Annotated in this window: 11 protein-coding genes; 2 read left to right on the top strand and 9 right to left on the bottom strand. The window is 32.1% G+C overall.

The genetic code is table 11. The features are described 5' to 3' along the window. Positions 1–9 precede the first annotated feature (9 nt). Positions 10–447 (top strand): DUF4268 domain-containing protein, encoded by a 438-nt coding sequence (locus AC6CH4_RS17785; RefSeq protein WP_498105302.1) that lies wholly within the window; start codon positions 10–12, stop codon positions 445–447. Positions 448–580: 133 nt separating this feature from the next. On the opposite strand, the gene AC6CH4_RS17790 is transcribed toward AC6CH4_RS17785, so the two are convergent. The 4 genes from AC6CH4_RS17790 to mnmA are packed head-to-tail and all read right to left on the bottom strand — an operon-like array spanning position 581 to position 4,820. Beyond that, positions 581–991, bottom strand: coding sequence for a hypothetical protein (locus AC6CH4_RS17790; protein ID WP_498105304.1), 411 nt, complete (start codon positions 989–991; stop codon positions 581–583). Between the two features lie 20 nt (positions 992–1,011). Next, positions 1,012–1,956 (bottom strand): NAD(P)H-dependent flavin oxidoreductase, encoded by a 945-nt coding sequence (locus AC6CH4_RS17795; protein WP_498105306.1) that lies wholly within the window; start codon positions 1,954–1,956, stop codon positions 1,012–1,014. Between the two features lie 12 nt (positions 1,957–1,968). Continuing rightward, on the bottom strand, positions 1,969–3,588 hold the full coding sequence (locus AC6CH4_RS17800) for a S8 family serine peptidase (protein ID WP_498105308.1): 1,620 nt from the start codon (positions 3,586–3,588) through the stop codon (positions 1,969–1,971). Positions 3,589–3,632: 44 nt separating this feature from the next. Beyond that, entirely contained in the window at positions 3,633–4,820 is a 1,188-nt protein-coding gene (gene mnmA / locus AC6CH4_RS17805; RefSeq protein WP_498105310.1) for a tRNA 2-thiouridine(34) synthase MnmA, read from the bottom strand. A gap of 141 nt (positions 4,821–4,961) precedes the next feature. Here mnmA and AC6CH4_RS17810 point away from each other — a divergent pair, with 141 nt between their 5' ends. Continuing rightward, positions 4,962–6,854, top strand: coding sequence for a PEP/pyruvate-binding domain-containing protein (locus tag AC6CH4_RS17810; protein WP_498105312.1), 1,893 nt, complete (start codon positions 4,962–4,964; stop codon positions 6,852–6,854). Here the strand turns inward: AC6CH4_RS17810 and AC6CH4_RS17815 are convergent, their stop codons facing one another. The 5 genes from AC6CH4_RS17815 to AC6CH4_RS17835 form a co-directional block, all read right to left on the bottom strand. Continuing rightward, positions 6,855–7,412 carry a DUF4956 domain-containing protein gene (locus AC6CH4_RS17815; RefSeq protein WP_498105314.1) on the bottom strand — a complete coding sequence of 186 codons (558 nt, stop codon included), beginning with the start codon at positions 7,410–7,412 and terminating at the stop codon, positions 6,855–6,857. It lies immediately after the preceding gene. 123 nt (positions 7,413–7,535) lie between these two features. Then, complete coding sequence (locus AC6CH4_RS17820) at positions 7,536–8,252, bottom strand: toxin-antitoxin system YwqK family antitoxin (protein WP_498105316.1); 717 nt, start codon at positions 8,250–8,252, stop codon at positions 7,536–7,538. A gap of 92 nt (positions 8,253–8,344) precedes the next feature. Continuing rightward, a complete protein-coding gene (gene yidC, locus AC6CH4_RS17825) occupies positions 8,345–10,264 on the bottom strand; it encodes a membrane protein insertase YidC (protein WP_498105318.1) in 1,920 nt (639 codons plus the stop codon). An 81-nt stretch (positions 10,265–10,345) separates the two neighbouring features. Next, positions 10,346–11,959 (bottom strand): CTP synthase, encoded by a 1,614-nt coding sequence (gene pyrG, locus AC6CH4_RS17830; protein ID WP_498105320.1) that lies wholly within the window; start codon positions 11,957–11,959, stop codon positions 10,346–10,348. Between the two features lie 275 nt (positions 11,960–12,234). After that, positions 12,235–12,915, bottom strand: a complete 681-nt coding sequence (locus tag AC6CH4_RS17835) for a hypothetical protein (protein ID WP_498105322.1) — start codon at positions 12,913–12,915, stop codon at positions 12,235–12,237. Positions 12,916–12,991 lie beyond the last annotated feature (76 nt).

A 12,991-nucleotide genomic window follows, 5' to 3' on the forward strand; every position in this document is an offset into this window, starting at 1 on the left:
CCCATAAAAATGTACAGTAGAGAAGAATCACAAAAGATAAAAAGAGAATTTTGGGTGGCTTTCGCCGAAAAATATCCACGCAAATGGGTTCTTTATGACACTAAAATAAAAGACTTTTCTTTTAAATTTTTCGTTGATAACAAAAAAGCGCAGGTCTTAATTGATATTGAGCACAGAAGTGATGAAAAACGGAATGCATACTTCGAAAAAATAGAAGCTTTAAAAAATATTCTAGAAGAAGAATTTCTTTCTGATTTGGTTTATGAGAAAAACTACACTTTAGAAAGCGGTAAAACCATTAGCAGAATCTGGGTTGAAAAACAAGGAGTTGGTTTTAGCAATCGCAATAATTGGGATACTATTTTTGATTTCTTTTTTGAAAAAATGAATGCGCTGGAAATGTTTTACTTAGAGTACGATGAGTTTATTAAAGATATTGATTCTTAAAGAGTTTCTAAGTTTCTGAGATACTATCCCGAAGCTTAGGGACTAAGATTTTACATGACAAACCCGGCAAGTTATGGAACTTGTCGGGTTTGTCATTTTATCTAAAGTATTAATTATTGATTTCTCAATGTAATTACACACTAGACATATTATAAACGATAATATGATCGTCGTAGTTAATATAAAGCTGTTTGCGGTATTCTTGTTTTTTACGTGTAATAATAGACAACTTGCATTCTCGTCCATCATTGTCTTTACACATGAAGGAATAAACAATATCAGTATCGTTTTCTTCTCTTTCAATGTAATTCAAAATATTAAAAAGCTGGATTTCCTGCGAATAAACTACAATTCGGTGTTTGTTAGTATCCAGAATTACGGATAAATTCACTAAGTCAAGATTGGACCAATCACCCCACTTTCCTCTTTCATTTTTTTCTAAAACACTAAATCCTGAAGTTTTAAATTGATAAGACTGACTTTGAACCTGTTGCAGACCAAATGCTAAAAAAAATAATATTATGTAGGTTCGTATAGAATTCATATTGTATTTCTTGCAGATAATTAAAACTCAAATTTAGCTTTTTCTTTGCAGGCAACTTCAAATTCGGTCATCATTTGTTGAATAATTTGTTCGACTGGAAGAATTTCATGAATCAATCCTGCGATTTGTCCAATTTCAAGTTCTCCTTCTTCAAGATCACCCTCAAACATTCCTTTTTTAGCTCTGGCACGACCTAACAGCTGGATTAATTCTTCCTTTGAAGGGCATTTTTCATACAATTCCTGAACATCCTGATAAAACTTATTTTTAATCAAACGTACTGGAGCTAATTCTTTCAAGGTCAAATGAGTATCCCCTTCTTTACTATTAACTATCGTTTCTTTGAAATTATTGTGTGCCGAAGATTCAAATGAAGCTGCAAAACGACTTCCAACCTGAACTCCGTCAGCTCCTAATATCATGGTAGCCAGCATTCCTCTTCCAGTTGCAATTCCACCAGCAGCGATAATCGGAATCTGAATTTTTTCTTTCACCATCGGAATTAGAGTCAGTGTTGTAGTTTCGTCACGTCCGTTGTGTCCGCCGGCTTCAAAACCTTCTGCAACAATAGCATCTACTCCTGCTTCTTGCGCTTTTAAGGCAAAAATACTACTGCTTACAACATGAACAACTGTTATTCCTTTTTCCTTAAGAAAAGAAGTCCATGTTTTAGGATTTCCGGCTGAAGTAAAAACAATCTTGACTCCTTCTTCAACTACAATATTTATGATTTCTTCAAGGTTTGGATATAACATCGGAATGTTAACACCAAAAGGTTTATCAGTAGATTTTTTACATTTTTGAATGTGTTCCCTTAATACTTCAGGATACATAGAACCGGCGCCTATCAAGCCTAGACCACCTGAATTACTAACTGCAGATGCCAGCTTATAACCACTGTTCCAGATCATTCCACCTTGAATTATTGGGTATTTTATATTGAAGAGTTGGGTAATTTTATTCATGCAAATAGGCTGTTATTGTTTGATTATCTTTCCTGTTTTATGCAAACCTTCAGCATCAAAAGTATAAAAATAGAGTCCGCTATTTAAGGCTTCTACAGAAAGAATTGAGTTTTGATTTGTAATTTGTTTTTCGATTAATTTTTGTCCTAAAACAGAGTAGATTGAAACTGATGCATTAACATTTTCATTTGAAAAAGAAAAAGAAACAAAAGTTTTAGCTGGATTCGGGAATACTGAAAAATCAGAAGAAACCTGAAAACTTTCAACTCCTAAAGTAGATCCAAAATTCGGAATTCCATATCCATAATCATTATTTGGATTTGCGTATCGATCCGAAATCTCCAAGAGCATTTTTCGAATTTCCTTATTCGTTTTCGTTGGAAAAGCCTGCCATAAGCATGCAATCATTCCAGCCATTACCGGACATGAAAATGAAGTTCCATTAGAAGTTCCAATAATACCTGAAGCATCAGAAACTACTGTAGCGGTTCCCTGCGCCATTACATCTGGTTTTATCCGATTATCGAAACTCGGTCCAATTGAACTGAAATTAGATTTTAGTTTGGCAGAATCAACAGAACCAACTGTGATAACAGAAACAGCATCGGCCGGGCCTCCAATATGAGGCTCAGCTGTTCTGCCTTCATTTCCTGCCGAGGCTACAACAATTATCCCTTTACTAAAAGCAATTTCTGCTCCACGCGAAATGAAATTAGTGCTTCCATTCATATCACTATAAGTATGGCTATAATTGAGATTATCATATTCAAAATAACCTAATGAAGTCGTGATAATATCAACACCCAAACTATCGGCTTTTTCTGCTGCTTCAACCCATAATGATTCTTCAACCGGATTTTCAGTAGCATCATCTTCGGTTATGAATAAATAATAAGAAGCATCCGGAGCTGTGCCTACCAATGCATTTTCTTTATAACCTCCCATTGTTGAAAGCACTAAAGTTCCGTGATCATCTCCCGTATAAAAATTAGTATTTCGGTTAACAAAATCGTAACCTCCCAAAATCTGATTTTTAGTCTGTAAATTTTGAAAAGGCTGCGCTGTGTTTACGCCCGGAAAGCCTGCATCTAAAACAGCAATTATTTTTCCGGAACCAGTATAATTCTGCTTATGTAAAGCCTGTCCGTTAAGCATTTGAATTTGACTTGCAGAATTTCCATAAGCATAATCAATGGTAGTGTTAAGCTTATTGTTTGTTTGAACTTCTCTATTCTCTGAAACTTTTTTAGAAGTTGTATTTTTAGAAGTAGTATTTAAAGTTCTATTAGCAAAAACAACTTTATCAACAAACGAAAATGATTTAAGTGCCAAAATAGTAGCCTGATTTCCACGAATATGAAGCGCATTAAGCCATTTTGACTTTGCCATGATGGTAATTCCTGAACTCGCTTTTATTTGAGTAACATAGCTTTTTTCTACAGGAACATCAGCAACATTTAAAGGAATATTCTGATTCGTTCTTCGGTCTAAAGAACGCTGCGTAAGCATATCTAAAGGTTTATCTACAAATACTTGTGAGCCTGGCTTATCTTTAAAATAAACCCATGCATCTTCTTGCGAAAACATCGCAGAAAAAACAAACAATAAAAGAAACGTGAAAATGTATTTCATAGTTTACTTTTTTAAAAGGAAAACCTTCGTAAAAAAGTATAAAGCTAAGAAATTACTCCCGAACCAACTAATTCGTTACCGAAATACCAGGCAACAAACTGACCTTCAGTTATAGCAGATTGGGGTTCATCAAAACGAGCGTACATTCCGTCTTCTAATTGGTGTAAAGTAGCTTTTTGTAAAGGCTGACGGTAACGAATTCTCGCCATCACTTCCATCGTTTCACCTATCTTTAAAGCTAAATCTGTACGAATCCAGTGCACTTCAGATTTTTCAATAAATAAAGCTTTTTTAAACAGACCAGGATGATTGCTTGTTAAACCTGTATAAATCGTATTGGTTTCAACATTGGTCGCAATAATAAATAATGGATCAGTTGTTCCACCCACATTCAAACCTTTTCTTTGTCCAATTGTAAAATAATGAGCACCTTGATGTTTCCCAACTACTTTTCCCATTGTTGGAAGATAATTTAGCTTTTGAGCTTCTAATTTCAATGCTGACTCTAATGATAAATCTGTTGGTTTTTCAATATTATAAATTGGATCATTCTTATCAATCTGAACAATTTTACCTTCTTTAGGTTGTAGCTTTTGTTGTAAAAATTCCGGTAAACGTACTTTTCCAATAAAACATAATCCTTGAGAATCTTTCTTTTCAGCCGTTACCAAATCCATTTCGGCAGCGATTTCGCGCACTTCCGGTTTTGTTAAAGCACCAATTGGAAATAAGGCTTTTGCCAATTGATCTTGCGACAATTGACATAAAAAATACGATTGATCTTTATTGTTGTCAGCACCTGCAATCAATTGATAAACAGGCTTTCCATCAACTTCAATTTCACTTTTTTGGCAGTAATGTCCCGTTGCTACATAATCAGCACCTAGACTTAAGGCAATTTTCATGAAAACATCAAATTTGATTTCGCGGTTACAAAGTACATCAGGATTTGGAGTTCTTCCTTTTTCGTATTCGTTGAACATATAATCAACGATTTTTTCTTTATATTCTTCGCTTAAATCGACAGTTTGAAACGGTATTCCGAGTTTTTCAGCTACTAATAAAGCATCATTACTATCCTCTAACCATGGGCATTCATTAGAAATAGTAACTGAGTCATCGTGCCAGTTTTTCATAAAAAGGCCAATAACTTCGTACCCTTGTTGTTGCAACAAATAAGCTGCAACACTCGAATCTACTCCACCAGAAAGTCCAACAACTACACGTTTCATTCTAAATCGTTTATATTTACAAGGGTGCAAAGGTAAGCCAAAATATAGATAATTATAGCAGTTTTGATTAGTTTATATAATCCTGCAGTAGACAAAACCTATCGTTTTTTTTAATTACTTTTAATCATCAATAAAAATGTCATGCAAAAATTTGTTTACAGCTTTATTTTTCTCTTTCTAATTACCTCTTTGAGTGCGCAAAGATACAGCGCTACTTTGCCTAATTACGAAGCTTACAAAGCATTTAAAGGCAAACCTTTATCTGATAAGTTTTCGAATATCGAATCAGTAAAAATTGTTTACGATCTGCGAACAAAAAAAATGTATTATTTCAATAGTAGTTTGATTTCACATCATTATGATTTTGTAATCGACTATTTAGGGTATGACAAGGAAGTAGAAATCTTTAACAAGGATAATTATAGCGATACTGAAAAAAACCGGGATTATTTATTAGGAAATCTGAATCATATTAAAGGAACTGAAAAATGGATTTTCGAATTAGCAGCTTCGGATCGTATGCCAATTCCATTAATTGAAAACTTTTATAATTTAGTTTTAAAGTCAAGTTTCATTGGCCCTGATTTAAAATTTTATTTAAACAATCCCGAAAAAATGGAATGGTTTCAACAAAACAAATTCAAAATCCCCTGTGTGAAATCCGATTATATTTTTAATAATATCACCTATCAGGAAGTCGTTTCAGGAAGTACAGTTGGCATCTTAAAACAATATAAAATAAAGGATTTGGAAACCACAAAACCAAAGACTGATGAAATCATAATTTTGGATGGAACACCTGATATTCTGCCAGATGTAAGAGGAATAATTGTGAATGAACTTCAGACACCTTTAAGCCATTTAGTGCTTTTAGGTAAAAACAGAAAGATTCCGATTATGGCGTACACAAGCGTTTTTAAAGATAATAATATCAAAAGATTAATTTCTAAGAAAGTAGAATTAAAAATTGAAATTGATACTTTTTACATCAAAGAAACAACCAAAAAAATAAGCGTAAAAACCACTTCCAAAAAGAAGCAGTTGACTATTGATAACAGCATTGCAGATTTGCTTGATTTGAATTTAATACCTAAAAAAGGCGTAAATTCCATAGGTTCTAAAGCACAAAATTTGGCGTATTTAATTGCAATTTCAAAAGATATTTCAAAAGATGTCCCATTTAAAACTCCGGAAAATGCACATGCAATTCCCTTTTATTTTTATACGGAACACATTCAGAAGAAATCCATTTCACTTTTAATAAATGAATTGTTGGCTTATCCGCATAAAGATTCGGCGGTTTGGATCAATCATCAATTAAAAAAAATTCGGGATGCTATTAAAAAGGAACCAATCAATCCTGAATTAATTGCAAAACTAAATCAAACTTTTAAAAATGCAGCATTTAAAAATTTCAGATTCAGATCGTCAACCAATGCAGAAGATTTGGATGATTTTAATGGTGCTGGATTATACGATTCAAAAACCGGAATTCTGGGCGACAGTATTAAAACCTTCGAAAAAGCAATTAAGCAAGTTTGGGCCAGTGTCTGGAATGAAGGTTCTTACAATGAAAGGGAGCTTTTTAATATTGATCAAAAAACTATTGCTATGGGCGTTTTAGTGCATCGCTCTTTTCCAGATGAATTGGCTAACGGTGTAATCATTACACAAAACATCTTTAGAAAAAATTTCCCAGGTATTACCGTTAATATTCAAAAAGGAGAAAATTCAGTAGTTAAACCTGAAAAAGGAGAAATTTGCGAACAATTCACAGCTTATTACCTGACGCACGAAAAAACAACTGATGAAGATTTTAATGTCGATTACACATCCAATTCTAATCTAAACAAAAATGAACCTTTATTAAGTAGAAAAGAAATGATCAGGCTCAATTCTGTTAGCCAAAAAATAGAAATCCAAATGAATCGCTATTGGAAAAAAAACAGACTAAATGCAGTTGATATTGAATTTAAAATTGTGGGAGAAAATAGAGATTTATACATCAAACAAGTTAGGCCATTTAATGAATAATTAATAAAAAACCTGTAAATCTATTTCATTAGAAACCGTGTTGATCAGAATGATTTTAAAATCAAAATCGTCAACATTTATTTTCTGCTGAATTGATTTTCGAATCCTATGATTCTCTAATGAAAAATCTCCTTCTAAAGGAATTTTAATATCAACAATATTCAAATATTTAGACGCTTTTTTATTGACTAAAATTGAAGCAAAAATGTAAAATCCAATAATAATTATTTGAAAGAACAATAACACTTCAATCTTTTCAAACGGATACATAATATCTAAAATAGAAAGCGTGATTGTAGCAAAGAGAAAAATGATCGCATTTACGGTAAAAGATTGCGTCCTGAATCTCAAAATGGAGAAAATCGCAAATAGCCCAAAACCGATCCCTACTCCAATCTCGATTTTTGTAAATAAATAACACAATGAGAAAGTACAAAGACCAACAATAACCATCAATGGATTTATGGTTTCATTATCTTTTCTGTTTGAGAAAAAATACAAAATCAAAATTGAAAAAAACAATAATAAAAACCGCCCGGTAAGTTCGTTTAAATCCATTTACTCAAAGTATTAGCAAATCAAATTTAGAAAAAAGTTTGCCACTAATTTTTCTTTTTTGATATTTTGAATCGAATTTAAAAAAAGTTACCACGAATTACACCCGTAATTTGTGTATTATTACTATTCCATTTTAGGTTTTGAGTCTGCTTTATAATTACTTTTCGGATCACTCATATTTACTTCTTTCGTCAATTTTCCTTTTAGATAAAATTGCCACATTCCAACTTTCTTTCCGTTTAGGAATTTCCCTTTAGAGGCCATTACACCATCAGAGTCGTAAAAAACAGCTTCTCCGTTATATTCATTATTTTTATAGGTACTTTGCTCTAAGAGTAATGCGTTTTGACCGTATTTTTTATACGTTCCTTCTTTTAAACCATTCTTATACATCATTTCTTCTGCAATTTTAGAATCCGGATAAAAAACTGATCTTACACCTTCCAGCTTTCCATTTTTATAATTTTCAAGTGTCATAACAACTTTTGAAGCTTTATGGTAGTATTTCCATTCCCCTTCACGAGCTTTTCCCACTTCTTTTCCTTCGCTTACCTTGTTTTTATTCTGATCGTAAAAAATAGTATACGAGCTTCCATTATTAGCTGAAAAATCACGTGTTGCTACAATATCACCTTTTTTGGTGTCATCAAAAAACTTAAAAAGTCCGGTTTCTTTTCCGTGGCTAAAAGTCCCTTCATAACGCGGGCGTTTTGAAAGTTCGTAAGTTCCTTTCCATACTCCGTCTTTTTTTCCGTTAGCATCCAGTTTATTGACTTCTTGCGCCGAAATTAAAAAGGTATTTAAAAAAAGTAATCCGATTATTATTTTTTTATAAATCATATTAAATTCAATTTTAAGCTTTAACGAAAATGCTTTTGATAAAGTATATTATAAAAATAAAAAATCCCGATAAATCGAGATTTTTTAATGTATTATTTCTTTTTGTTTTGACCTTTTGCAGCCTCTTGTTGTTCCATTACCTCTTGAAGACGTTGTTGAAACTTGCTTTGTTTTTTAGGCTCTTTTAATTTGTTCTCCTGAATCTGGGTGTGAATTTTATCTGTATCAACAATATAATTTTTGATTACAAACATAATTCCAATTGTAATTAAGTTCGAAATAAAGTTATACAAACTCAAACCTGCACCATAACTATTGAAGAAAATTAACATCATTAACGGCGAAACATAAATCATAATTTTCATCATTTTTGCCATATCAGGCATACCTTCTTGTTGAGGCGCTGCCATTTGTTGGTCACCAGATGTCATTTTCATATAAAAGAAAATTGCAATTGCTGCCAAAATTGGGAACAAACTAATATGATCTCCATACAATGGAATAGTGAATGGTAATTTTACCACCGAGTCAAAAGAAGATAAATCATCTGCCCAAAGGAAACCTTTTTGTCTTAACTCAAAAGCTGATGGGAAGAATTGGAATGATGCATACATAAAAGGAAGCTGTATCAATGCCGGGATACATCCTGCCATTGGGTTTACTCCTGCTTTGTTGTAAAGTTTCATTGTTTCCTGTTGTTTCTTCATTGGGTCTTTTTTGAATTTTTCTCCCAACTCTGTAATTTCAGGACGCAAAACTTTCATTTTAGCCTGCGACAAGAATGATTTATATGTAATTGGCGACATAGCCAATTTGATAAGAATAGTAAAGATAATAATTGCAATTCCTAATGACAATCCAATTGTTGAACTTAAGAATCCAAATAATGGAATAAAAATCCATCTGTTGATCCAACCGAAAATTCCCCATCCTAATGGAATGATTTTTTCGAAGTTTTTATCGTATGATTTTAATACTTTATAATCAGATGGGCCAAAATACCAACTCATTTTATAATCAACTTCTCCATTTGTAAAGGCTAAAGGAACAGTTGCTCTAAATTGTTTTGTAAAAACAGTATCAATCTTTTCATCTTTAACTAAATCATCAGATTGTAATTTAGATGTTTCAAATGGTTTTTCTGTAGATAAAATAGTGGTAAAAAAGTGTTGTTTAAAAGCAACATAACTTAATTTTTCAGGGTTTTCTATTTTCCCCTGCCCAGTGTGATTTACATAGCTATACTTTTCATCTCCATATTCATAGTTTATCTCTGCATAGCGATTCTCATAAGAAATACTTTTTTCATTTCTATATGTTCTTAAATCCCATTGTAAATCTAATGGTTTAGAAGAGTTTAAAACTTTATTCAATCCTTGAGAACGAATATCAAAACCAACCAAATAGTCGTCTGCTTTTAATACATATTTGTATTCTAAAAACTCGTTAGCACCTGCCTTCAAGCGCATTGTTAAAATTTGATCAGCACCATTTTTCGTTAGTGTTGGCTCAAAAAACAAATCTTTAGAGTTTAAAGTCCTGTTATCCGTTGTTTGTAACTGAATATTTAAATTTGAATTATTGTCTTTAATCAATTCTACCAATTGTCCAGAACCTTTATGAAATTTCTCAAATTCTTTAAGAGTAGCTTCAACTATATAACCACCTTTATTTGCGATTTTTAGTTTAATCTTTTCGTTTTCAATAGTTGTAAAACCTTCTTTGGCAGAAGGAAGTGTAGCAGAATAAGCAAAACCACCTAAAGTTTTTTGCAGGTTTGACAATTGAACTGTATCGCCTGGTGTTGCAGCAGTAGTAGCAACAGGTAAAACGGCTGTTTTGGTTTTATCTGCTTTAGCCTGAGCTTCTTGCTTCGCTACTAATTCTTTCTTGGCTTTTTCAGCGGCAATTTCCTTATCAGAAGGCTGATTTTGGTACATAATCCAAATCAGAATTCCGAATATCAATACAAAACCAATGATTGAATTAAGATCAAATTTTTTTTCTTCCATTATAATTTAAAAAAGTTATTCGTTAAAGGCTATTAGTTGTGAGTTAGACTCAAACGTTACATCCTTTTTAGAATATTAATATTATTTTTTATGCGCATTTACAGCAGCAGCCACAAAATTTACGAAAATAGGATGTGGGTTTGCAACAGTACTTTTGTATTCAGGATGGTATTGAACTCCTATGAAAAACGGATGATTTTCAAGTTCTATAATTTCTACCAAACCAGTATCAGGATTTACTCCAGAAGCAATTAAACCTGCTTTCTGCAATTCATCTTTATATTTATTATTATACTCATAACGGTGACGGTGACGCTCCGAAATAGTTTTTTGACCGTAGATTTTATGTGCTAATGAGTTTGGCTTAATATCGCACTTCCAAGCTCCAAGACGCATTGTTCCTCCTTTGTCCGTAATTGTTTTTTGCTCTTCCATTAAATTCACCACAGGATGTTTTGTTTTATCATTCATCTCTGTAGAATTCGCTTCCGTGTAACCTAAAATATTTCTTGAATATTCGATAACAGACATTTGCATTCCTAAACAAATTCCGAAAAACGGAATATTATTTTCACGTGCAAAACGAACTGCTTCGATTTTTCCTTCAATTCCTCTTTCACCAAAACCAGGAGCTACTAAAACTCCATCAAGAGGGCCTAATTTTTCTTCAACATTATCAATATTAATATGCTCTGAATGTATAGAGATTACATTTACTTTAGTCTCATTAGCAGCGCCTGCATGAATAAACGCCTCTAAAATAGATTTGTAACAATCCTGCATTTCTACATATTTTCCAATCAAACCAATATTTACAGTATGTTTTGGATTTTTCAATCTGCGTAAAAAAGTATTCCAGTTTTTTAAATCCGGAGCTGCTTTTTTAGGTAAATCTAATTTTTTCAAAGCCACAACATCTAATCCTTCTTCAAGCATCAAATTTGGCACTTCATATATTGTTGAAGCATCAATAGACTGAATTACAGCTTCTCTTTTTACATTACAAAATAATGCTAATTTATTACGCAACTCATCTGAAAGTTCGTGCTCTGTTCTACAAACCAGAATATCAGCTTTGATACCGCTTTCCATCAAAGTTTTTACAGAGTGCTGTGTTGGTTTCGTTTTTAACTCACCTGCAGCAGCCAAATAAGGAACCAATGTTAAATGAATAACAATTCCGTTATTTTCACCTAACTCCCAAACCAACTGACGAACAGACTCAATATAAGGTAAAGACTCAATATCACCAACAGTTCCACCAATTTCAGTAATAACAATATCATAATCACCAGATTTACCCAGCAATTGCATTCTGTCTTTTATTTCGTTTGTAATATGAGGAACAACCTGAACCGTTTTTCCTAAAAATTCCCCTCTTCTTTCCTTTTCAATAACTGAAAGATAAACTCTTCCTGTAGTAACGTTATTTGCCTGAGAAGTAGGAACGTTTAAAAAACGCTCGTAGTGACCTAAATCTAAATCAGTTTCAGCACCATCATCTGTTACATAACATTCTCCATGTTCGTACGGATTTAATGTTCCCGGGTCTACATTTATATACGGGTCAAATTTTTGAATAGTTGTACGGTATCCTCTTCCTTGTAACAATTTTGCTAAAGATGCCGCGATAATTCCTTTTCCTAATGAAGAAGTCACACCGCCTGTAACAAAAATATATTTTGTTTGATTCATTCTGTTGTTGTTTGTATTGTAGTTGTGTAAAAAACTTGGCAAAAGTACAAATTTAATTAGATAATTTGTCAATAAGAGAATGAGATAATTTGCAAATTTTTAAACAGAATGATTATATAGTTTTGTAATCGATAATTTTAACTTTTAATAAAGATTTTTTTGAAGAATGTATTTTAAAGTCTTGTAATATTGTTTTGTAATATTCATAAAATATACACAAACTAATGGTTTTTCAAACATATCATTTAAATCCAAAAAAAACTTACCTTCTATAGTTAAGGTACCATTAAGAAGTTAAGAATTAGAGAGCATTTATCCCACAAATCAACATTTACTCCATTATTTTTAGCTGAAACATAAGTGAATAAATTATTTAAAATTGACAATATTTCTTTCTTTATAATTTCTGCTTCTTTTTGATCTCCACTAATGCTTACTATTTTTGTATCTAAAGTATTCGATTTGTTAATTTGAAATTGAACAAATATTCTTCCTTTATATTTCGACATAATGGTAGAAAATTTAAGTCTTCTCAATAAGATACTACTATATTTTGGATTTAAAGTATTGTCTACAATAAGCAGGTACTCTTTTTTTCCATAAATAAATTTGGTTTTTTCTTCCACTTCATTTAGTGACATTATTGAACCGTTTCTAAAATCGGGGCAGTTTTCTTTAATGACTTTTAATGCTTCTCCATCATTTAGTAAATAAGCCTGATAGAAATGTTCACACGCATTATTGTTTTCTTCTAATTTTAATTCTGAAGCTGCTAAATTAAACCAGCAATCTTTATTTTTTGCATTAATATCTGTCGCTTTTGTATAGATTTCTTTTGCCAACAAAAAATTATTTTCCAAGAATGCTTTTTCTCCGTCAATCATTAATTGGTTTATTGTGTCACTTTGTGAAATACAGATTTGAGGGATTAAAAACAATAAAAGCTTTAATTTCATTATTTTTAAATCTTGTAATTTTTCTATGAATCTCATGATCCAGTTTTTAAAAAACAATAATCACTAAAGACATTGT

Source organism: Flavobacterium sp. GQ95 (assembly GCF_059758655.1).